The following is a 22,180-nucleotide window of genomic DNA, read 5'->3' as shown; positions in this document are numbered from 1 at the left end:
CTTTAGTGCATGACTTCCTTCAGGTAGGTCGTGCGGGCCGCCACGGCAGTCGGCGTGAAGTCCGTAAACACACCGTCCACACCGGCCCGGAAAAAGGCCAGGTATTCGGCTGCCGGGTTGCCCTTGTAGGCGCCTGCCAGGTACTTCGCTTCATTGCGGAAGGTGAAGATATGCACGAACAGCCCGGCCTTGTGGGCATCGCTGATCAGGCTGGTGGGCTTGAAGGTGTCGACTTCAGGCAAACCGGGGTTTTGCGCTGAAGCGGCGGTCAGCGACATTGCTTGCGGCTTCCACGGGCCGATGCCGTCGGCGTACGTTTTGACTTCGGCCAGGCCGGCCGGCGTCAGCAGCGCGCCAAAGGAGCGAGGGTCGCCCGCGACGGTCCAGCTGTACGGGCGGCCGCTGACGAAGGTGTTGGGTTTGTCGGTGATGAAAATGGTTTCGCCGGTCTTGAAGTTCACGCCGTTGCCATCCACCAACTGCACCGCCTTGGCGTGCAGGCCGATGGAGCGCAGGTATTTCAGGCTGTTCGGGTCAAAGCTTTGCACAAACACCGGCGCGTCTTTGCGATTGAGGTTGTTGTCTTTGAGGGTCTTGAGAAAGGCCGCTTCGAACGGATGACTGCCCGGTGCGCCGCACCCGTTGGCAATCGCCTGGGCGTTGTTCCAGATCGGGTTTTTGCTTTCCGGGTAGGTCGTGATCACGCGGCCTGTGGCGGCGCTTTTGGCTTTCGCGATGTCGATCACTTCCTGGAAACTCAGGATCGGCAGTTTGCCGTTGAGTTCGGTGGGGCGCTCGTCGCGGGCATCGTAGGTTGTGCCGCCGATCCACTGCTTGAGTTCGGCCAGGGTGAAATCGCTGATTGACCAGTCGTTGGTGTGGTCTTCGCCATCCACGATCAGAGACTTCAATACGGATTTTGGATCGTTGGGGTTGGTCAAGTCGCTCAGGTACTGGGCCGGGCCATTCTCGGCGGTGGCAGGATACCGGACGTTAACCAAAACGCCTGGAACCGTACGCTTGCGGCGTGCAATTTCGGGGTTGGTCTTTGCGACGTCGCTGATGTTGGTGTTGTCGCTTAACCAGGGATTGTGCCGAGCCACCAGTACACAGTCCTTGGTCATGTGCAGGTCCAGCTCAAGGGAATCCGCACCTGCGTCGGCCGCATGTTCATACGACGCCCGGGTTTCCTCCGGGTACAGCCCTGGCAGGCCGCGATGGCCGATCACCAGGGGCGGTGCACCGTCCAGGGTCTTGAACGCAGCCGATGCGGCAGGTGCGCGCCCGGTCACACTGTCACACGCGCTCACCGTCAGCGCGCATCCGATAACGATAAAACGGGCGAGCAGGGTTTTTACCGCAGGCGGGCCTGAGCGAGTGTGCATGTGTTGTCCTTCAAGAGGAGGGTAGGGGCGGGGTATCTGCGGATGTTGGCGTTGGCGTATGACAGCGTTGTGACAGGGTGTGGGCGTATTTAGCCTTAACCGTTTGCCTTTTGTTGAGAGTCTAGAAAACTCAACGGTTCCATGACCCGTGCAGAGCAGGCGATCTTGACCACTACGCTTGATACAGTTAGTTATATCCAGCCAAGAAAAATTTGTTCTCCCTAGTCGGAGTGGATATCAAAGTTATATTGCCCGAACAATCACAACTCACTCAATCATTCAGGTCCCTCATGATAGCAGTCATCACTGGAGCAACCGGGGGCTATGGCAACGCACTTTGCCTTCAAGCGAAATTCGCTGGCTACAAAGTCGTAGGTGTTAGCAAGTCACCGGAAAAACTAAACATGCTTCGCCAGTCGAAATCAGTCGACGAGGTATTTGCGTTGGATTATTTGGCCAAAGACCTGGACGCCAATCTTTCGGATTTTGAAGACTTCTTGAGCAGCAAAGGAATAACAGCAGTAGATTTACTTATTAACAATGCCGGCATCGGAAGTAAGCAGCACTCGATCTTCCATGAAACCGCCGATGAGTTGCGGCATGCGCTAGAGGTAAACTGTATTGGACCAGATCAATTGATAAAGCGATTGGCTGCATCGTTCTCTCTCTCGACAGTAGTCAATATTTCCTCGCGCCGCGGCTCTGTTGCTCAAAATGCTGATGAGTGCATTTCAAAAACAGGTTGTTCCTATACCTATCGAATTTCGAAATCGGCACTCAATATGCTTTCGCTTTGTGTTGTGGACGAGTTGGGTGGCCGACTGTTGAGCTATACCGTTCATCCCGGTCGGTTACGCACTGGGATGGGCGTCAATGGCGCGGAGTTGACAGCAGATGATTCTGCCGCGCGACTTTTCCAACTCATTGCGATGCGGCCAGATCCGTCACGTTTCTATAGCCTGGAAGAAGAGCATATACAGACACTTCCCTGGTAAGTGATCAGCCTGGTTTCTTGTCGTGATCAAGTCGTCGCACTGCATTTGCGAAGAGGCTTGTATCCCCTGGAGTTCGACGGGGCGCTGAAACGAAAAAACCCGCCAGAAGGCGGGTTTTTTGCTGGTTTCAGAGATTTGGAAAGCCTTCTCTGGAACCTTGTCTGGCTCCACGACCTGGACTCGAACCAGGGACCCAATGATTAACAGTCATTTGCTCTACCAACTGAGCTATCGCGGAATGCGCCGTATGTTACTGATTGGAAAGGAGAAGTCAAGCTTTATGTGGTGATGGGGATTTGCCCAGGCGATTTCCCAAGGCTCGCCTGAGTTGTCTGTGCACATCCATCAACGGCTGTTGGGTAAACCCAACATTTGGCCCATTGGCAATCAGCAACCCGGCTTGCGCCATCAATCGCTACACCGGCAGCAATCCCGCCTGCCGATACCCCTCAATCAACCCATCATAAAGCGCAATATCCGAGCGGCTCCTCGCCATCAACTGGGCACCGGCCACTGCGGCGAAGATCGCCCGGCCCCGGCTTTCAAAACGTCGAGTGGGGCTTTCGTCAGCGTGATAAGGCGCTCAGGGGCATGCACTATTTCAACGAGGTACTAAAACGACAGCCATTCGTTGCGGGGGAGGCGTTTTCAATGGCCGATATCACTGTTATAGGAGGGTTGATCTTTGCCCAACTGGTGGAGCTGGCGGTGCCAGCCGAGTGCGAAGCACTGCAAGCGTGGTACGCCAGTATGCAGGCGCGCCCGAGCGTGAAGAACAGGGTGAGCATGTCTGACCCGACTGCCTGAGGTCGGTAGCCGTGACTGACTCCAGCGCTGGGCAACCCAGGTTGGAGTCAGTCACTTATTGCCGGTGCCAGTCGGCGATATTCGTCGGGCATACAGACAGCACAAGGCCGATATCCCGCAGCTATAGCGGTAGCTTCATCGAGAAAAAACACGCGATTTTTCACATAACCACCGCGTGCTATCGCTTGCAGCGCCGCACGACAGTCGAGCTTTCCATAGAGCCTGCTACGACGGTGGCCGCCCAGCGTTCCCGGCTCGTGGCTTGGGAAAAGGTTGGCGTCTTTGCCCATCAGCATCCACGCGGTTTTTTCAGCCATCGCCCGTACTCCTGCCGTAACGGCCCACTCTTGCGTTCCCCTGTATCGCCTATCAGATCGGGCCGCGCATCCGGTTTCTTGCTTTTTTATTCCTCAAAGAAGGTCAAAGTCGGACACCTTACGTACTTCCGATTGCTGCTTTTCGACCTGGCAACTAGGTGGGATTCAGCGCGGCCGGAGTATTCGACCCGGGTATGTAACGTCAAGGAACATCAGCAGGCTGACGCCTTGCACGTCAGCCTGCCTCGTCACCTATCGCGTGGCCTTACGGCTGCGGTAACGTGTCCCTGATTTGCTTGACCTGCACCGCGCTCACCGCCGGTGCCTGGTTGCCCCAGCTATTGCGGACAAAGCTCAGCAGCTGTGCCACTTCGTCATCCGACAGGCGCCAGGCGAAACCCGGCATCCCCAGGGTGGAAGGGGCAGTCGCGGTGGCCGGCAGGCTACTGCCCGCCAACACCAGGCGAATCATCGACACCGGGTCCTGGGACAACACCGACGAGTTACCGACGATTTTCGGGAATACCCGTGCATCGCCCTGGCCGTTGGTACGGTGGCAGGCGGCGCAGTTGTCGATGTACAGCTCGGCACCACGGCTGCCTTCCTGCCCCGCAGCCAGGGCTTTGGCGGTGGCCGGGTCGGCGGTGAAGCTCGAGACCTGGCGCCCGTCGGCAGGCAGCGTTTTCAGGTACGCCGCCATGGCGTGCAGGTCCCGGTCGTTGAGGTGCTGGGTGCTGTGAACCACCACATCGCCCATCGCACCACCCAATACCGCATGGGTTTCGCTGCGGGCGCTGCGCAGGGTCGCGACGATGTCGTCGACACTCCAGCTGCCCAGGCCGTCTGCCGGGTTGCCCCGCAGGTTCACCGCCAGCCAGCCATCGATCACCGGCCCGCCAGACAAGTAGAGCGGGCTGGATTCATCCAGCGCCTTCTCCTGCAAGGTCACCGCCCGCGGTGTGTGGCAACTGCCGCAGTGGCCCAGGCCCTGGACCAGATAGGCACCGCGTGCCACGTCGGCGTCCTTGTAGCCATCGGCCTTGAATGCCACAACGTCGGGGTCGGGGGCGAACACTTTGCGCCAGATCGCCAGCGGCCAGCGCATGGACAGTGGCCACGGCACCGCGTTGGCGCGGTTCTCGGCATTGACCGGCGCGACGCCGTGCATGAAGTAGGCGTACAGCGCCTGCAGGTCATCGTCGTTGACCCTGGCATACGCCGGGTACGGCATGGCGGGGTACAGGCTGCTGCCATTGGCGGCGATACCGTGCCGAACCGCGCGGTCAAAATCTTCCAGCGAATAACCGCCAATACCGGTGGCTTTGTCCGGCGTGATGTTGCTGCTGTACAGCGTGCCGATGGGCGAGGCGATCGGCAGGCCACCGGCGAACGGCTGACCGCCTTTGGCGGTGTGGCACGCGGTGCAGTCGCCGGCATCCGCCAGGTAACGCCCTTTCTCGATCAATGCCGCCTGCTCGGCTTGCGGTGCTGCTTGCAACGTACGGGTGTGGGTCGGCCAGAAGGCGAATGCCAACAACACCACCAGCACCGCCACCGCCAAGCCAACCAGGCTCAAGAGAAACTTTTTCATCGATCTCTCTCCTTATGCCTGAACCAGCGGGCCGGGGTTTTTGAGGTATTGCTCGCGAATCGCCGTGGCAGACCAGTACGCCAGCGCACCGACCATCCCCGTCGGGTTGTAGCCGTTGTTTTGCGGGAACGCATTGGCGCCAATGGCGAACACGTTGTGCACGTCCCACGACTGCAGGTAGCGGTTCAATGCCGAGGTTTTCGGGTCGCTGCCCATGATCGCGCCACCACAGGTGTGGGTGCTCTGGTACTTGGTGATGTTGTAGTGCTCGCCCGGCTTCTTGGCGTCGCCGGCCATGGCGGTCGGGTTGAGGATTTTCGACATCTCCAGCGCCTTGCCCACCAGGAACTGCGAGGCCTTGATTTCGTTGTCGTGCCAGTCGAAGTTCATCCGCAGCAGCGGGCGACCGAAGCCGTCCTTGTAGGTCGGGTCCAGGCTCAAGTAGTGCTGACGGTACGACATGCAGGCACCTTGCACCTCGAAGTAGAACGAATGACGGAACGCATCGCTGGCCGCCTGTTTCCACTGCGTGCCCCAGGCTGGCGTGCCCGGCGGTACGTTGATCCCGCGCACCGGACCAGCGCCCGGCTGGCGTGCCCAGATAATCCCGCCGCCGACAAAACCGGCCTTGGCATTGTCCAGCTGGTTGCCGTTGAGGTTGTCCATGGTGGTGCCTGCGCCACCGATCCCGATGAACTGGTTGGCCTGTACTTCCTTGCCGAAAAACAGCACCACGCGATTGAGGTTCTGGTACGAGTAGTTGCGCCCGATGGTGCCTTCACCGCTCACTGGGTCGTAGGGTTTGCCGATCCCCGAGAGCAGCATCAAATGCACGTTGAACAGCGAAAACGCGCACAGCAGCACGAGGTCGGCCTGTTGCTCCACTTCACGGCCCTGGGCATCCAGGTACGTGACGCCGGTGGCCTTCTTGCCATCGCTGTCGAGGTTGACCTTGAGCACTTGCGCATGGGTGCGCAGCTCAAAGTTTTTGCGCTGGCGCAGCACCGGCAGAATGCTGATGTTCGGGCTGGCTTTGGAGTAGTTCAGGCAACCGTAGTCACTGCAGAAACCGCAGGCGTTGCACGGGCCCATCTGGCAACCGTAGGGGTTGACGTAAGGTGCCGACGCGTTGGACGCGGGGATCGGGTACGGGTCCCAGCCCATCTCGCGGGCTGCACCGTAGAACATCTCTGCGCCGAGGTAATTGGGGTTCGGGCCCAACGGAAACTCACGGGAACGCGACCCTTCGAACGGGTTGCCGCCCACCTGTTTCGCACCCTGAATAACCCCGGCCTTGCCGGAGGTGCCACACACGTATTCGAAGTGATCGAAGTGCGGTTCCAGGTCTTCGTAAGTGACCGGGAAATCCTGGATGGTCATGTCGTCGGGAATGAACTTGGCGCCATAGCGCTGCTCGGTATTGCTGCGCAACTTGAAGTCTTCCGGCAGTGCGCGAAAGTGGCAGCCAGACCAGTGGCTGCCCGCACCCCCGACACCGGTGCCCGGCTTGAACGAGCCCATTTGGCGATACGGCACGGCAGTGGAGGTCAGGTTGTGCCGTGCGGTCACGGTTTCCTGGGACAGGCTTTGCAGGTAGCGGCGATGCACTGAACCTTCAAGCTCATCGACGACTTTCGGGTAGGCAAAATCAGGCTGCGTGTCACGGTCGGCACCGCGCTCCAGTACCACCACGTGCAGCCCTGCATCGGTGAGTTCCTTGGCCATGATTGCCCCGGTCCAGCCCATGCCCACAATCACTACGTCTGCTTTTGGTTTGATGTTCGCCATGCTCAACCCCTCCGTCCGGCCAGATCGACCGGCGGCAACGGGTACGGCTTGTCCCGTACCGTGACCCAGTCCATGTAATCGGCGCGCATGCCGGGATAACCGATCATTTTCCACGCGCCCATGTTTTTGTTGCCGCCGTGGGACGGGTCGGCGAAGTAGCCGTTGCGCACTTCGTTGAGCAGGTTGCTGAAAAACAGCTTCGAGGAAATGTCTTCCAGTGCCAGTTTGCCGCTCTCGGCATTCTTCAACAGGTCTTCCTGCTGGGCCGTCGAGAGCTCGGCAAAGGTCTTGCCGGCGAAGGTCTTCTGGCAACTGGCGTCGATGGCCTTGATCCCGACCCGCAGGGTTTCGCGCAACGTCAGGCGACCCTGGTAGCCGAACTCCGGGGCCGCTTCGACGAAGGGGCCTTGCATGTACCAGATGCCGCCGTTGGCGTAGGGCGTTTGCATGTGCCGGTCGAGAAACTCCGGCACGCCGAGTTCGACGGCGCCGGGGCCGACGTGATCGGACGGGATCAAGCGGTCACAGGCCGCCATCAGGAAGGCCCACTCCTGCGGGGTGAAAAACGTCGGTTTGTAATCATCGACCCTGGCCGGTGCTGGCGTGCCAGCCTGGCTGTCACTGGCCGGGGTCTGCGCGAAGGCGCCGGAGGAAAGGCCGGTACTGGCCAGTGTGACAACGGGGATCAGCGTCAACGACTTGCGTAAAAAGTCGCGACGCCCTGGGGAGGTATCGTTCTCGGACATCGGTTACTCACTCCTGAGTCTAAACACGGGTGTGCGTTGGTTTTTCTTATGATTTGCCGCCCGAAGACGGCAATTGAATCGCTACCTAATAATGATCAAGCTAACTAATAAGTCGTCACTAAAACAGCTATCGCCCCCTGTTTCAAGGCAATGGCGCACCGGGTCAGATCTTGAATTGGCGCACCAGGCTGTTGAGGTTGGCCCCCAGCGCAGACACATCGCGCATGGTGCGCGCGCTGTGTTCGGTTTCGTCGGCCAGGCTTTCCACCGCGCCTGCAATCTGATGCACGCTGCGGTTGATCTCTTCGGCGACCGAGGTCTGCTCTTCGGCGGCGCTGGCAATCTGCGCGTTCATTGCGTTGATGGTGCCGATCAGGTCCGAGATCGAATCCAGCGAAACCCCCACTTCGTTGGTCTGCTGATTGGCACCTTCGCCGGCTTCGGTCGAACGGTGCATCGCGGCCACCGAGGCGGTGGTGCCGGCTTCCAGGCGCGTGATCATGCCCTGGATCTCTTGCGTGCTCTGTTGCGTGCGGCTGGCCAGTGCACGAACTTCATCGGCCACCACCGCAAAACCACGGCCGGCCTCACCGGCACGCGCGGCTTCAATCGCGGCATTGAGTGCCAGCAAGTTGGTCTGGTCGGCAATCGAACGAATCACGTCGAGCACCGAGACAATGGAGCGTACATCCTGCTGTAGGCTGTCGAGGCTGGTACCGCTCAGGCGAATATCCGACACCAGTGCGCTCATCCCGGTGATGTTGTCGCCCACCACCTTGCGGGCGGCGTGGCCTTGCTGGTCGGTCTCTGCCGCCGCCTGGGCCGCACGCTGGGCACTGAGCGCCACTTCCTGGGCTGCGGCTGACATTTCGTGGATCGCGGTGGCGACCTGGTCGGTCTCGTTGCGCTGGCGCTGCATCGCTTGTTCGGAGCGCAGGGTTTGTTGGGTCGCCTGATGCACCAGGCCGTCGAGGTCGGTGGTCATCTTCGCCACCTGGCTGACCATGGTGTGGATCTTGTCGATGAACCGGTTGAACGAGGCGGCCAGGTCACCCAATTCATCGTTGCTGGTGATCGCCAGGCGATGGGTAAGGTCGCCTTCACCGGCGGCGATGTCATCCAGGTTGGTCTTGAGCACACGCAGCGGGCGGACCACGCCATTGGCCGTCCAGATACCGGCCGTTGCGGTGACCAGCAGCAACACCAGGGTCACCAGGAAGATGCTGCCCAGCAGGGCGCGGGTGCGTTCGGTGACCGCTATCTGCTCCAGCGCCATGGCGGCGTCGATGTCATCCATATTGATTGCACTGCCGAGCACCATGTCCCATTTTTCCAGGTACACGGTGTAGCCCAGCTTGGGCACCTGCACGCTTTCCTGGCCGGGTTTGGGCGCGAAGTAATCGACGTAGTGCTTACCGTTCCTGGCCACTTCGACAAACGTCTGGTAGTGGAAGGAGCCGTCGGGGTCCTGGGTGTCCCAGAAGCTCTTGCCGACCCCGGCGGTGCTGTCGCCACGGAAGACCCGCACGCCTTTGGTGTCGTAACCGAAAAAGTAGCCTTCATCGCCGAACTTCACTGGCTTGAGCAACTCGAGGGCCTTGTCCCGGGCTGCCATATCGCCCTTTGCCGAGGCGTCGTGCAGCGGCTTGATGGTGGTCAGGGCCACCTCGACATAGTTCTTCAGTACGTCACGATTGCGCTTGATCAAACCTTCTCGGGTTTCGAGCATTTGCTGATCGGCAGTGCGCTGCAGCATCCACGACGCAAGGCCGCTGATAATCAATGCGAACAACAATGCGGGGATGATGGCCAGACACAGCAACTTGCCTTTGACTGTAAGCTTCATGAACGATATGCCCTCAGGTCAGTGTGGTTTTGTAACGTATCGACCCGGTAAGACATATCTTGATAAAGAATGATGGCATTTTGACGTCAATTTATAATTAGTGCGCTTCGCGCCTGAAGAAATGATCAGCTTGGGGCTCATACCCCAGCGGGTACCCACGAGATATTCACCGCAATTTTCGACAGGACTCGAGCATGTCAACAGCTCACCAAACTACCCCCGATCCCTACCTATGGCTTGAAGACATCGACAGCACCCCGTCACTGGACTGGGTACAGGCCCAGAACCTCAAGACCGAAGACCGGCTCGCCCGCTCCGACAGCTTCCAGCAAATCAAAACCGAGGTGCTGGAGATGCTGGACTCGGACAGCAACATCCCCCACGTCAACAAGGTCGGCGCCTATTACTACAACTTCTGGATGGACGCCGCTCACCCGCGCGGCCTGTGGCGTCGCACCACCCCGGCGGAGTACCGCAAGGCGCAACCCGCCTGGGAAACGCTGCTGGACCTGGATGCACTGAACGCCGCCGAAGGCGAAAACTGGGTGTGGCACGGTGCTGATTACCTGCGCCCGGATTACCAGCGCTGCCTGTTGGAGTTGTCGCGCGGCGGGGCTGATGCGGGTGTCACACGGGAGTTTGATCTGGCTAGCAAGACCTGGGTCGAAGACGGCTTCCAGTTGCCGGAGTCCAAGGGCGGCCTGGGCTGGATCGACCGTGACAACGTGTATGTCTTCACCGATTTTGGCGAAGGCTCGATGACCCGCTCCGGTTACCCGCGCATTGCCAAGCAGTGGCAGCGCGGCACGCCGCTGAGTGCTGCCCGTGTTGTCTACGAAGGCGTGCCGGATGATATGTACATCGCGGCGATGCACGACGACACGCCCGGCTATGAGCGTGACTTCGTCAGCCGTACGCTGGCGTTCTACAACAACGAGCTGTACCTGCGGGGCAACGATGGCCGGTTGAGCAAAATCGATGCGCCGAACTCGGCTGAAAAGTCGGTGCATAAAGACTGGCTGCTGCTGGAGCTGCGCGAGGACTGGGCGCCGGATGAAGTGTTTGTTTCCGGCTCGTTGCTGGCGATCAACTTTGATCGCTTCATGGCGGGCCAGCGGGATTTCGAAGTGCTGTTCACGCCCACGGACAGCACATCGCTGACAGGGTTTATCTGGACCCTGAATCACCTGGTGCTGAACGTGCTCGATCACGTCAAGAGTCGCCTCAGCGTGCTCACGCCCGGCGCGAACGGATGGCAGCACAGCCCGTTCACGGGGGCGCCCGGCATGGGCACGGTGTATGCCCGTGCAGTGGACAGCGACGACAGTGATGCCGTCTGGCTGGTGACCACCGATTACCTGACGCCCACCACCCTGGCGCTGGCCGAGATCGGTCAGGCGCCCGAGGTGCTGAAAACCCTGCCGGCGTTTTTCGACTCAAGCCGGCACGTGATCGAGCAGCAGTTCGCGGTCTCCAGGGATGGCACCCGTGTGCCGTATTTCATGGTGCGCGGCAAGGACTTGCAACTCGATGGCACGGCGCCGACGTTGCTCTATGGCTATGGCGGTTTCGAGGTCTCCCTGACCCCGAATTACTCCGGTGAAGTAGGCCGCGCCTGGCTCTCGAAAGGCGGCGTGTACGTGGTTGCCAACATTCGCGGTGGCGGTGAATACGGCCCGCGCTGGCACCAGGCGGCACTCAAGCAGAACCGTGGGCGGGCCTATGAAGATTTTGCGGCGGTGGCCCGGGACCTGATCGCCCGCGGGATTACCTCACCTCTACACCTGGGCGCGGAGGGCGGCAGTAACGGCGGCCTGTTGACCGGCAATATGCTCACCCAATACCCGGAATTGTTCGGTGCGATCGTGTCCCAGGTGCCGTTGCTCGATATGCAGCGCTACCACCACTTGCTGGCCGGGGCGTCGTGGATGGAGGAATACGGCAACCCGGACGTGCCTGAAGAGTGGGCGTACATCCAGACGTTTTCGCCGTACCACCTGTTTGATCCGGCGAAGACCTACCCACCGGTGTTTCTCCTGACCTCGACCCGCGATGACCGCGTGCATCCAGCCCACGCCCGCAAGCTGGCGGCGAAGATGATCGAGGCCGGCAAGGACGTGACGTATTACGAGAACATCGAGGGCGGGCACGGCGGGGCGGCGGACAATGCACAGGCTGCGCATATGAGTGCGCTGGTCTACCGCTTCTTGTGGGAGAAGCTGAGCGCCAGCCGGGACTAATCGGCTCCGGCGGTGACCAGGTTGCTCGTCAACCATTCAATGAAACACCGTGCCAGCGGGTTGTTCTCGCTGTCACGGTGGGTCAGCAAGGCCCAATTGGGCCCGCGAATGGTTGCCTCTACCAGCGGTTGCAGCAACCCGTCTTCCAATGCCTGTCGGCTTAATAACTGGCTGACCAGCGCAATCCCCAACCCGGTACACGCCGCATCCAGCAACAGCCCGGGGTCGGAGAAATTCAGTCCCTGATCTTTTTGCCCCACATCAATCCCTGCCTCCACCGCCCAATGGCTCCAATCCATCTCCCGTTCGCCGTGCAGGGTGGTGCGCTGCTCCCTGGGCAGTGCCAGCACGCGTGGGTTGCACGCGGGGAACAGGCGGTCGGCATGCAGCACCTTGAAGCTGCATTCGGCCTGGGAGCTGATGTCGTCGCGTACGGCCAGGTCGATGGTCTGGCTGGCCATGTCCGGGACTTCGTCGGTGCTGAATATCCACAGGTCCACTTCCGGGTGCTGGCGGCGGAAATCCTCCAGGCGCGGCAGCAGCCAGTGACGGGCGAAGGTCGGCGTGGTGTTGAGCACCAGTTGGTTGGGTTTGCGGTACTGGCCCAGGCGACGAACGCCCACGGCCAATTGCTGCAATAGCGCCTGGGTGGTGCTGAGGAAATCGTGCCCGGCATCGGTCAGGCTGACGCTGCGCCCACTGCGGAAAAACAACGGTTGCTCCAGGTACGCTTCAAGGCTGCGAATCTGCTGGCTGATGGCCGATTGAGTGAGGTGCAGTTCTTCGGCGGCCTTGTGGAAACTGCCCAGCCGGGCGGCGGCTTCGAAGCCGCGGAGGGTGCCCAGAGGCGGCCAATGGTTAAGCATGCTGATAAGTTCCTCTAATCAGTTTTCCACAAAATCCATCGTTTGTTAGCCCGTTTTTACAGCCGTAGCATGCATGCCAAGACCTCGCAGGCAGTTTTCATTGAACACAATGACTTAACTCAAAGGTATTTGTCATGCAGCAGAATGAAATTCAGAACGGTGGCTGGTGGATGCCGGCGGAGTGGGCCAGGCATGCGGCGACGTGGATGGTCTGGCCGCATAACCAAACGCTTTGGGAGTCCGGCTGGGGCGTTACATTGCCGCTGGTGCAGGAGGATTTTGCCCGTGTCGCCAATGCGATTGCGCGTTTTGAACCGGTGAAAATGATCGTCGATCCTTGCGCTGTGGCCAGCGCCAAAGCGTTGTGCGGGCCGAACATTGCATTGATCGAACTGGCGGTGAATGACAGTTGGTGTCGCGATTCCGGCCCGAGCTTTGTTTGCCATCCGCAACAGGGGCTCGCCGGTGTGAGCTGGCGCTTTAACGCGTGGGGCGGCAAGTCGGCCCATGATCTGGATGAAAGCCTGGCGCGCCGGGTGCTCAATCACCTAGGCGTGGAGTGCCTGGGCACACCGTTGAGCAACGAAGGCGGCGCCATTCATGTGGATGGCGAAGGCACGTTGATCACCACCGAATCAGTGTTACTCAACCCCAATCGAAATCCAGGGGTGACCAAGGCCGAGATCGAGGAGATTTTCGCGCGCTTGCTGGGTGTGAAGAAAACGATCTGGCTGCCGGGCGATCCCGACCATGTGACCGGTGACATGACCGACGGCCATGTCGATGGCGTGTGCGCATTTGCCCGCCCCGGCGTGTTGCTGGTGGATGCCACCCATGACACCCATTCGGTGTACGCCGAGGTGGTGCGGGAAAACCGTCGGGCCCTGGAATTGGCCACCGATGCCCAAGGCCGCCGGTTCGAGATGATCGACCTGCATGAAGCCACCGACGCGGTGGACACTGAGGCTGAAGTGTTTTGCGCCTCCTACACCAACTTCTACATCGCCAACCACGCGATCATCATGCCTGCCTATGGCATCGACGCCGACCAGATTGCCGCCGATGTCCTAGCCCGTGCTTTCCCTGGGCGCGTGGTGGTACCGGTGCGCATCAATCACCTGGCCCATGGCGGCGGCGGGGTGCATTGCATCACCCAACAGCAACCCGCCTGGCCGGTGAAGGGGTGATGCCATGACCGTACTGACGATTGCTGTCACGCAAATGCCCTGCACCTGGGACCTGCCCGCGAACCTCGATCTGGCCGAGCAATTGGTACGTGACGCGGCCAAGCAGGGCGCCCAGGTGATCCTGCTGCAAGAGCTGTTTGCCACGCCATACTTTTGCATCGAGCAGCATCACAAACACCTGGCGCTGGCGCAGGAATACCGGCACAGCGTGGTGCTCAAACGCTTTGCCGCCCTGGCCCGGGAATTGGGCGTGGTTCTGCCCCTCAGCTGGTTCGAAAAGGCCGGCAATGCCTGTTTCAATTCGCTGAGCGTGGCCGATGCGGATGGGCAGTTACTCGGGGTGTATCGCAAGACTCATATCCCCAACGCCATCGGCTATCAGGAGAAAGAATACTTCAGCCCCGGCGATACCGGCTTTCGGGTCTGGGACACCGCGTTCGGACGTATCGGCCTGGGTATCTGCTGGGATCAGTGGTTCCCCGAAACCGCGCGCTGCCTGGCGCTAATGGGGGCTGAAGTCTTGCTGTTCCCCACGGCGATCGGCTCTGAACCGGGCTGCGCGACCCTCGACTCCCGGGACCATTGGCAGATGACCATGCGTGGGCACGCCGCCGCCAATCTGGTGCCGGTGGTCGCTGCCAACCGTGTCGGCCGCGAGGTAGCGACCACCGACCCGACCTTGCAGATGGACTTCTACGGCTCGTCCTTTATCTGCAATCACAAGGGCAAGCTGCTCGCCGAAGCTGACCGCGACAGCACCGGCGTGCTGGTGCACAGCCTCGACCTGGCGACGATGCGCGAGGACCGCCTGACCTGGGGCATCTACCGTGACCGTCGCCCGGAAATGTATGGCGGGTTGTTGAGTCTGGACGGTCATCACACCTACCGAGGGCTTTGACATGAAGATTATCTGCACGCTGTTGCTAGGGGCCCTGGTGGCGTCGTCGCTGCACGCCGAAGAAAAAACCCTGAAGCTCTACAACTGGGCCGATTACTTCGCCGAGGACACGCTGTCGCGTTTCACCGCCGAAACCGGGATCCAGGTGATCTACGATGTGATGGACGGCAGCGAAACCCTGGAGGCCAAGCTGATGGCCGGCGGCAGCGGTTATGACCTGATTTTTCCTGGCGACACTGTGGGCGAACGGCTGATGCGCGCGGGCAGCCTGCAACCGCTGGATCAGTCCAGGCTCACCGCCCTGAATGACATCGAGCCCGGTTTGCAGAAGTTGCGCGCGCACTACACCTACTCGAACAACGCCACCGTCCCCTACACCTGGGGCACCATCGGCCTGACGTACAACACCGAGCAGATCAAACAGCGCATGCCGGACGCGCCGGTCAACAGTCTCGACCTGCTGTTCAAGCCGGAGCTGGCCGCCAAGTTCGCCGATTGCGGGATTTCCCTGATCGACTCACCGGACGAAGTGCTGGCGGTGGCCCTCAATTACCTGGGGCGTGACCCGCGCAGCGCCAAGCCGGCCGACCTGGCCGCCGCCAGCGAGCTGTTGCTCAAGCTGCGGCCCTACATCCGCAAGTTCCAGTCGCAGCCGGTGACCGACCTGGTGAACGGCAACCTGTGCCTGTCCCTCGGCTACAGCGGCGACATGACCCAGGCGCAACGGGCGGCGGACGCAGCCGGAAAAAAGGTCACGTTCGACTATCACATCCCTCGTGAGGGCACCACGGTGTGGATGGACACCATGGCGATCCCCGTGGATGCCCGGCATCCGGAGTACGCCTACGCGTTCATCAATTTCGTGATGCGCCCGCAGAACATGGCCGCCATCAGTAACTTCACCGGTTACCCCACGGCAAACGCCAAGGCGCGTCCCGAGGTTGACCCGGCGATGCGCAACAACCCGCAGATCTACCCGGACGAGGCCACGTTTGAACGGCTGATCCCGGGAAAAGACATCCCCCAGGCGGACATGCGTGCACGCATGCGCGTATGGACCAAATTCAAAACCGCTCCCATCCAATGATCCAACTTCCAGAGGTACCCATGGCAACACGTCGCGAATTCATCAAACAGGTATCGGTGGTTGCCACCCTGGGCGCTGCCATGTCCGTCGGGCTGGTCTCGCGCTGGGCACAGGCCGCCCCCGAGGGCCACTGTTTCATGCCCGACGAAGGCGAAAAACATCAGCAGGCGTTCATTGCCTTTGGCGCGCAGGAGGCCATTCACGAGGACTTTACGCCCGACGTGCAAGCAGCCTTGGGCCGGATCGCCCGCGCCATCGCCCGTCACGAGCCGGTGACCGTGTTCTGTCGGGAAGAGGAGCGAGCGCTGGCTGAAGAAAAATGCGGCACCCGCAACGCCACGTTTGTGGTCACCGAGCTGGATGACATCTGGATGCGTGACACCGGCGCCAACTTTGTCATCGACGGCCAGGGCGGCCTGGGCGCGGTGGATTTCAACTTCAACGGGTGGGGCAACAAGCAGCAGCACGCCGAGGATGCGCAGGTAGCGGCCCTGGTCACTGAAGTCACCGAGGCCCAGGCGATTCGCAGCGAACTGGTGGGTGAGGGCGGCGCCATCGAGGTGGATGGTCACGGCACCGGCATCATGACCGAAAGCAGCTGGATCAATGCCAACCGCAACCCCGGCTGGAGCAAGGCCGACGTCGAGGCCGAGCTGAAGGCGCGGCTGGGCCTGCGCAAAATCATCTGGCTGCCGGGCATCAAGGGCAAAGACATCACCGATGCCCACGTGGATTTTTATGCGCGTTTCGTCAAGCCGGGCGTGGTGATCGCCAACCTCGACACCGACCCCGAATCCTATGATCACAAGGTCACGCTGGCGCACCTGGACATCCTCAAGCGGGCCACCGATGCAGACGGCCGACCGCTGCAGGTGCATACCGTGTCGCCGCCGCTTAATCCACGCAAGAGCCGTTTCAATCGCAACAATCCGGATTTTGCACCGGGCTATATCAACTACTTTGTCATCAACGGGGCGGTGATTGCGCCCGAGTTCGGTGACAAGGTGGCCGACGCAAAAGCCTTTGAGCTACTGTCCAGGCTCTATCCGGAGCGCGAGGTGGTGCAGCTCAATATCGATGCGATTGCAGCGGGCGGCGGCGGGATTCACTGTGTGACCAGTCACCAGCCGGCGGTTCAGGCAGGGGCGCGCGATGCCAGCTTCAGTTGACCGTATGCCTCGACCAACTGTGCCTGGGTAAAGCCCAGGTTCCTGCCGCTGGGATTGGGCAAAACCCAAACCGCTGACGTCCCCAGTCTTCGCGGCTGCAACCCCCACGCAATGTCCCGCTGCCCGCTTAACGCGCTATAGGCCGCCTTCCCCAGAAACGCGACAAACCGCGGCGCGTAACGGGTGATCTTGCTTTCAAAACGCGCTGCCGCTGCCTTGAATTCATCCGCCGACAACTGATCTGCCCGGGCGGTAGGCCGCTCCACCACGGTGGTCAGCCCGCACTGATACTCCAGGATCGTGCGGTCGTTTTCCGGCGGCACTTCATGGGGCGTAAACCCGGCCAGGTGCAGGGTGCGCCAGAACCGGTTGCTGCGGCCCATGAAGTGATGCCCGGTGGCGGCGGCCTTCAGCCCCGGGTTTATCCCGCAAAAAATCACGGCGAGATGCTCGGCCAGAATGTCTTCCAGTCCTTCCTTCATCCGCAGATGACCTGCACGGCACTGCGCGCCAGGGCGATCAGCTCGGCGTGGGGTTTGCCCGCCCGTGCGCGTATCGACAGGCTGTGCACCAAGGAGGCGGCGAGGACGGCGACGGCCGCCGGGTCTGCACCGCCTTTCAATTCACCGGCCTCAATGGCGGTGCGCAGGCGGGTTTCGAGATGAGCGTCGAGTGCGTCGAGGCGCTGTAACAGCACGGCGCGAATCTCGGCGTCCTCGACCGCTTCGGTGGTGGCGGTGCCGATGATGAAGCAGCCCCGTGGCTCGCCGTCCCCCGAAAAATAGATCGACAGCTGGCCTTCATACAGGCGCATCAGCGCGTCCGCCAACGTCAGGCTCGGGTCGTCCAGCGCCTCGTCGATGGCGGCTGACGCGAGGCCCCAATACTGCTCGAGCGCCTTGAGGTAGATCGCGTGTTTGTCGCCGAATGCGGCGTACAGGCTTGGCCGGTTCATCCCGGCGGCGGTGGCGATGCCGTCCAGTGAGGCGCCGGAATACCCGGTACTCCAGAACACCCCGAGGGCTTTTTGCAGCGCCGTTTCAGGGTCGTAGGCGCGTGGGCGGCCACGGCCTTTTGCCTCTGTGATCTTTTTTTGTGCCATAGCGTACAAAAATCCTTGAGTAGAGGTGGGTGGGTCGATATTCTTACATCATCGCACAAAATTAGATCCCCAGAAATCCCGGGCTCAGCAAAGGTGATTCGATCATGAGCAATGCGTTGGAAAACACGACCCGCACCCCCTGGCGTTTACTGTTGATGGTGGGCTTGCCGGTACTCGTCGCCGCGGCAGGGTATGTGTATTACCTGCAGGATGCGCCGTACGTATCCACCGATAACGCCTATGCCCGGGTGGCGAAAGCATCGATCAATGCGCGGGTGTCCGGGCAGGTTGTCGAGATTGCCGTGGAGGACAACCAGGCGGTGCACAAAGGGCAGGTGCTGTTGCGGATCAACCCGGAGCCGTTCCAGGTGGCGGTCGACCGCACCCAGGCCCAATTGAGCGTGGCGCGCCTGCGTATCGAAGGCCTCAAGGCCAGCTACCGGCAACAGCAGGCCGAGCTGCAAGCGGCCAGGGAGTCGGCGGGTTTTGACCAGAAGGAGTTCGCCCGTAAAAAGGCCCTGGTGGCCACCGAGTTTGTGTCCCAGGCCGTGTTCGAACGGGCCGACACCGACCTGAAAGTCGCCCGGCAACGTGTCGCGTCCATTGAGCAGCAGATCGCCAATACCGTGGTGGCGCTGAACGGCAATCCTGACATCGATATCGACCGCCATCCCGCGATTCGCGAGGCCCAGGCGCAACTCGACGAGGCGCAACTCTACCTCTCATACGCGACGGTCTATGCCCCCGACGATGGCGTCGTCGCCAAGGTGGATGACGTGCAAGTCGGCGATTACCTGAACAGCGGCGCGCCGGCCTTCGCCTTGCTGTCGCCCCGTCGCACCTGGGTTGAGGCCAACTTCCGCGAGACCCAGATGACCCATATGCGCGCCGGCCAGCAGGCAACCATCAGGCTCGACACCTACCCGGATCATCCCTTCAAGGCCCACATCACCAGCCTGAGCCCGGGTGCCGGCGCCGACTTCGCGCTGCTGCCGCCGGAAAACGCTACCGGCAACTGGGTCAAGGTGGTGCAGCGGGTGCCGGTGCGCCTGGAGCTGGATGATGCCAACGCCGACTTGCCGCTGTTTTCCGGCACCAGCGCCACGGTGACGGTTGATATCAGGACCGGCCCATGAACGGCGCACGCACCCTCAGGTTCACAGCCTTGCTGGTGACCTGGTTGCAGGCGGTCAACGTATCGCTGCCGAACTCGGCTCTTAGGTTTGTCCAGGGCAGCCTGTCGATGACGGACGACGAGGCGGGGTGGATTTTCACCTCGTACCTGGCCGCCAGCGCGATCACCTTGCCGGTGGCCCAATGGCTGGCCGCGCGCTTCGGCGTGAAGGCGGTTTACCAGGCGGCGATGGCGATCTTCGCCCTCGGCTTGCTGCTCGCGACCGGGGCAACCACCTCGCTGCAGTTCGTCGGCGCACGGGTTATCCAGGGTGCCGCGAGTGGCGTATTGGCGCCGCTGTCGATGGCCATCGCCCTGGAGACACTTGCCCCGGCACGACGGCCCAAATTCGGCCCGCTGTGGACGGCCATCGGGTTGCTGGGCATCGTCAGCGGCCCGGCGATTGGCGGCTGGATCAGCGAACATCTCGGCTGGCGCTGGATGTTCTACGCCAGCCTGCCGCTGTTGGCGTACACCGCATTGGTCGTGGCGTTGTTGCAACCCGAGAAGAAAGCCAACAGCGCGCCGGTGTTTGATTTTGCAGGGTTTGCCAGCTTTACCCTCGGCGTGATCGGCCTGCAAATGCTCCTCGACCGTGGCCAGCGCCTGGAGTGGTTCGACTCGCCGGAGATCTGGCTGGAGGCCGCCGCCAGCGTCCTGGGGTTCTACCTGTTCGCCGTGCACCGGTTTACCTCCAGCACGCACTTCATCAGCAAGGGCTTATTGCGCGACCGCAACTTCGTGCTGTCGACCACTATCTTCTTCGCCGTCGGCTTCGTACTGCTGCCAACCATGGCCATGACCTCGCCGATGCTGGATGAGTTGCTGGGCTTCCCGCCGGACACCACGGGCTTCCTCACCCTCCCTCGTGGCGTGGGTCTGCTGGGTGCGTTCTGGCTGATGAACCGGGTGCCCGCGCATCGGGATGGCCGCCCGTTCGTAGCCGCAGGTATCGCCGTGGTGATCTACGCCAACCACTCGATGCTCGGTTATTCACCCTTGATGGACGGCTGGCCGGTGGCGGTGGCCGGCGCGATCCAGGGCGCCGGGCTGGGACTGTTGATGCCGGCGCTTTCCCGGGTGGCGTTCAGCACCCTCGACCCAACCTTGCGCCCCGAAGGCAGCGGGCTGTTTAACCTGTCCCGGGTTTACGGCAGCACCCTCGGCGTGGCGGTGGTGCAGTGGTTTTTCTTCAACAACACCCAGGCGATGCATGTGGCGCTGGCCAGTCATCTGACCGTGCATTCGGTGCCGGCATCGACGTCCCTGGCGGGCTTCGGCGCGCTGAACGAAGCCATCACCGGCCAGGCCGCCTTCATCGCGGTGCTCGGCCAATTCAAGATTCTGCTGTGGGCAATGCTGGTGGTGAGCCCGCTGGTTCTGCTGCTGCGTAAACCTGTCACGACCCATTAGTTTTCCGGAGTGTGCCAAATGAAACCCCATGGGCTTGTTATCACGGCCGTCATGACCCTGTCCGCGTGTTCGGTTGGTCCGGACTATCAGGCGCCGTCCGTTGCCGCTTCGCAGCACTATGACGTGCAGGCCGAACAGCGCGTGTCGTTCAACCAGAAGGTGAATGTCGACTGGTGGTCGACCTTTCATTCTCACAAGCTCGACAGCGTCATGCGCCGGGCGATTGCCGGCAACCTTGAGCTGACGGCGGCGGACGCCACGTTGCGCCAGGCGGCTGCTTCGGTGGCGGCGGCGGAGGGCGCGCTTTTCCCGCGGGTGGATTTCGCCGCGCAAGCGGGGCGCCAGCGTGTGCATAACGCCGCTCGGCCTGCGGTGGCGAATTTCTATGGCGCGGGGCCGCAGGTCAGCTTCGACCTCGACGTGTTCGGCGGCAATCAGCGCCGGGTCGAGCAACAGCAGGCGTTTGCCGATCTCCAACGGCATCGCTTCGAAGCGGCCTACCTGACGCTGACGGGCGACGTCGCCAGCCAGGCACTGTTGATGGCCTCGGCCAGCGCGCAGATGGAGGCGGTGCAGAGCTTGCTCGCCACCGACGCGAAAAACCTCGAGCTGGTGCGTGCAGCGCAACACAGTGGCGCGGCGACGCAGTTGGAGGTGTCCCTGGCTGAAACGCGGCTGGCGCAGGACCGCACGCTGTTGCCGCCACTGGCCCAGCAGCGCGACGCGGCGCGGCATGCGCTGTCGATCCTGGCCGGCAAGGGCCCGGCGGATTGGCGCGCACCGGACTTCGAACTGGCTGAATTTGCCTCGGCCGGCACGCTGCCTGTCAGCCTGCCGTCCGAGCTGGCCCACGACCGCCCGGACGTGCAGCAAGCCGAAGCCGAACTGCATGCGGCCAGTGCGGCGGTCGGCGTGGCCACCGCCAATCTTTATCCCCATGTGGAACTGTCCGCGTCCCTGGCCCAGGCGGCGTCGGGCAATGGCGGTGCCGCGCTGTGGAGTTTTGCCGCTGGGTTGGCGGGGCCGATCTTCGACGGCGGCACCCTCAGTGCCGAACGCCAGGCGGCGGTGGAGGGCTACAACGCCTCGCTCGCCCACTACCAGCAGACCGTCATCCAGTCTTTCGGCCAGGTTGCAGACACCCTGCAGGCGATCAACCACGACGCCGAGGAATACCAGGCGCAGACCGCCGCGCTTCAGGCCGCCGACAACAGTTTGCGCCTGAACCAGCAAGCCTATGGGGCAGGGGAGAACGGCTTGCTGCAAGTGCTGGAGGCACAACGGGCCTATGAGCAGGCCTTGCTCGGGCAACTGCGGGCGGGTACTGCCCAACACCTCGACACGGTGCGCTTGTTCGTGGCGCTCGGTGGTCGTTCGGTCAACGATTTCAAACGCTAGTGGAGTCAACAGATGAGTTATTACGATGCACTTCGCGATACCCCCGGGGGGGGCATATCCGTTATTTAGGTAACGGCGGCTTATGGTTTTGCTCTTACAGCGACTCACTTTGGAAAAGCCGGAATGCCGGCCCAGCCCAAAGTAAGCAAAGGGCTCTGCCCCGCCTGTCGG

At 61.5% G+C, this 22,180-nt stretch carries 17 protein-coding genes, 1 tRNA gene and 4 pseudogenes; 10 read left to right on the top strand and 12 right to left on the bottom strand.

Annotation, left to right across the window (positions count from 1 at the left end; genetic code table 11):
* Positions 1-2 precede the first annotated feature (2 nt).
* Positions 3-1,385 carry a glycerophosphodiester phosphodiesterase family protein gene (locus tag HX875_RS23775; RefSeq protein WP_177046196.1) on the bottom strand — a complete coding sequence of 461 codons (1,383 nt, stop codon included), beginning with the start codon at positions 1,383-1,385 and terminating at the stop codon, positions 3-5.
* A 290-nt stretch (positions 1,386-1,675) separates the two neighbouring features.
* Between HX875_RS23775 and HX875_RS23770 the strand changes: the two genes are divergently transcribed.
* Positions 1,676-2,380, top strand: coding sequence for an SDR family NAD(P)-dependent oxidoreductase (locus tag HX875_RS23770; RefSeq protein WP_177046194.1), 705 nt, complete (start codon positions 1,676-1,678; stop codon positions 2,378-2,380).
* Between the two features lie 162 nt (positions 2,381-2,542).
* Here HX875_RS23770 and HX875_RS23765 read toward each other — a convergent pair.
* Both HX875_RS23765 and HX875_RS32875 read right to left on the bottom strand, forming a co-directional pair.
* Positions 2,543-2,618, bottom strand: a tRNA-Asn gene (locus HX875_RS23765).
* A gap of 177 nt (positions 2,619-2,795) precedes the next feature.
* Positions 2,796-2,924 (bottom strand): annotated as a pseudogene (locus HX875_RS32875) (TetR/AcrR family transcriptional regulator); the annotation flags it as partial.
* Here HX875_RS32875 and HX875_RS23760 point away from each other — a divergent pair.
* Positions 2,924-3,187, top strand: a pseudogene (locus tag HX875_RS23760) (glutathione binding-like protein); the annotation flags it as partial. The pseudogenes HX875_RS32875 and HX875_RS23760 sit on opposite strands and share 1 nt — an antisense overlap.
* 47 nt (positions 3,188-3,234) lie before the next feature.
* Here HX875_RS23760 and HX875_RS23755 read toward each other — a convergent pair.
* From HX875_RS23755 to HX875_RS33235, 6 genes and pseudogenes are all read right to left on the bottom strand, one after another.
* Positions 3,235-3,504, bottom strand: coding sequence for an Ada metal-binding domain-containing protein (locus tag HX875_RS23755; protein ID WP_177046192.1), 270 nt, complete (start codon positions 3,502-3,504; stop codon positions 3,235-3,237).
* 265 nt (positions 3,505-3,769) lie between these two features.
* Complete coding sequence (locus HX875_RS23750) at positions 3,770-5,095, bottom strand: cytochrome c (protein WP_177046190.1); 1,326 nt, start codon at positions 5,093-5,095, stop codon at positions 3,770-3,772.
* A gap of 12 nt (positions 5,096-5,107) precedes the next feature.
* Positions 5,108-6,883 carry a GMC family oxidoreductase gene (locus HX875_RS23745; protein ID WP_177046188.1) on the bottom strand — a complete coding sequence of 592 codons (1,776 nt, stop codon included), beginning with the start codon at positions 6,881-6,883 and terminating at the stop codon, positions 5,108-5,110.
* A gap of 2 nt (positions 6,884-6,885) precedes the next feature.
* Positions 6,886-7,629, bottom strand: coding sequence for a gluconate 2-dehydrogenase subunit 3 family protein (locus tag HX875_RS23740; RefSeq protein WP_177046186.1), 744 nt, complete (start codon positions 7,627-7,629; stop codon positions 6,886-6,888).
* Positions 7,630-7,792: 163 nt separating this feature from the next.
* Positions 7,793-8,281 (bottom strand): annotated as a pseudogene (locus HX875_RS33240) (methyl-accepting chemotaxis protein); the annotation flags it as partial.
* A 369-nt stretch (positions 8,282-8,650) separates the two neighbouring features.
* Positions 8,651-9,358 (bottom strand): annotated as a pseudogene (locus tag HX875_RS33235) (cache domain-containing protein); the annotation flags it as partial.
* A gap of 311 nt (positions 9,359-9,669) precedes the next feature.
* Here HX875_RS33235 and HX875_RS23730 point away from each other — a divergent pair.
* Positions 9,670-11,715, top strand: coding sequence for a prolyl oligopeptidase family serine peptidase (locus tag HX875_RS23730; RefSeq protein ID WP_177046182.1), 2,046 nt, complete (start codon positions 9,670-9,672; stop codon positions 11,713-11,715).
* Here the strand turns inward: HX875_RS23730 and HX875_RS23725 are convergent.
* Positions 11,712-12,581 carry a LysR substrate-binding domain-containing protein gene (locus HX875_RS23725; protein WP_177046180.1) on the bottom strand — a complete coding sequence of 290 codons (870 nt, stop codon included), beginning with the start codon at positions 12,579-12,581 and terminating at the stop codon, positions 11,712-11,714. The two genes, HX875_RS23730 and HX875_RS23725, sit on opposite strands and share 4 nt — an antisense overlap.
* Positions 12,582-12,715: 134 nt before the next feature.
* On the opposite strand from HX875_RS23725, the gene HX875_RS23720 reads away from it, so the two are divergent.
* Genes HX875_RS23720 through HX875_RS23705 form a run of 4 tightly spaced genes read left to right on the top strand, consistent with a single transcriptional unit; the run spans position 12,716 to position 16,922 of the window.
* On the top strand, positions 12,716-13,768 hold the full coding sequence (locus HX875_RS23720; RefSeq protein ID WP_177046179.1) for an agmatine deiminase family protein: 1,053 nt from the start codon (positions 12,716-12,718) through the stop codon (positions 13,766-13,768).
* Between the two features lie 4 nt (positions 13,769-13,772).
* The gene (aguB, locus tag HX875_RS23715; RefSeq protein ID WP_177046177.1) at positions 13,773-14,666 is read left to right on the top strand and encodes an N-carbamoylputrescine amidase; all 894 of its coding nucleotides are present in this window, start codon (positions 13,773-13,775) and stop codon (positions 14,664-14,666) included.
* Between the two features lies 1 nt (position 14,667).
* The gene (locus HX875_RS23710; protein WP_177046175.1) at positions 14,668-15,753 is read left to right on the top strand and encodes an extracellular solute-binding protein; all 1,086 of its coding nucleotides are present in this window, start codon (positions 14,668-14,670) and stop codon (positions 15,751-15,753) included.
* 20 nt (positions 15,754-15,773) lie between these two features.
* The gene (locus tag HX875_RS23705; RefSeq protein ID WP_177046173.1) at positions 15,774-16,922 is read left to right on the top strand and encodes an agmatine deiminase family protein; all 1,149 of its coding nucleotides are present in this window, start codon (positions 15,774-15,776) and stop codon (positions 16,920-16,922) included.
* Here HX875_RS23705 and mug read toward each other — a convergent pair.
* Together mug and HX875_RS23695 are read right to left on the bottom strand one after the other, a co-directional pair.
* A complete protein-coding gene (gene mug, locus HX875_RS23700; RefSeq protein ID WP_177046171.1) occupies positions 16,889-17,404 on the bottom strand; it encodes a G/U mismatch-specific DNA glycosylase in 516 nt (171 codons plus the stop codon). The two genes, HX875_RS23705 and mug, sit on opposite strands and share 34 nt — an antisense overlap.
* Positions 17,401-18,024: a TetR/AcrR family transcriptional regulator gene (locus HX875_RS23695; RefSeq protein WP_169387562.1), complete on the bottom strand. Its 624-nt coding sequence runs from the start codon at positions 18,022-18,024 to the stop codon at positions 17,401-17,403. Before HX875_RS23695 ends, mug begins: the two co-directional genes overlap by 4 nt.
* A 104-nt stretch (positions 18,025-18,128) precedes the next feature.
* On the opposite strand from HX875_RS23695, the gene HX875_RS23690 reads away from it, so the two are divergent.
* Genes HX875_RS23690 through HX875_RS23680 form a run of 3 tightly spaced genes read left to right on the top strand, consistent with a single transcriptional unit; the run spans position 18,129 to position 22,009 of the window.
* The gene (locus HX875_RS23690) at positions 18,129-19,160 is read left to right on the top strand and encodes an HlyD family secretion protein (RefSeq protein ID WP_177046169.1); all 1,032 of its coding nucleotides are present in this window, start codon (positions 18,129-18,131) and stop codon (positions 19,158-19,160) included.
* Entirely contained in the window at positions 19,157-20,611 is a 1,455-nt protein-coding gene (locus HX875_RS23685; protein ID WP_177046167.1) for an MFS transporter, read from the top strand. Before HX875_RS23690 ends, HX875_RS23685 begins: the two co-directional genes overlap by 4 nt.
* A gap of 18 nt (positions 20,612-20,629) precedes the next feature.
* The gene (locus HX875_RS23680; protein ID WP_177046165.1) at positions 20,630-22,009 is read left to right on the top strand and encodes an efflux transporter outer membrane subunit; all 1,380 of its coding nucleotides are present in this window, start codon (positions 20,630-20,632) and stop codon (positions 22,007-22,009) included.
* Positions 22,010-22,180: the final 171 nt, after the last annotated feature.

It is taken from the genome of Pseudomonas yamanorum (genome assembly GCF_013386765.1).
GTDB lineage: Bacteria > Pseudomonadota > Gammaproteobacteria > Pseudomonadales > Pseudomonadaceae > Aquipseudomonas > Aquipseudomonas yamanorum_A.
The sequence above is the reverse complement of the archived record's forward strand: the minus strand, read 5'-3'. Positions and strand labels throughout refer to the sequence as shown.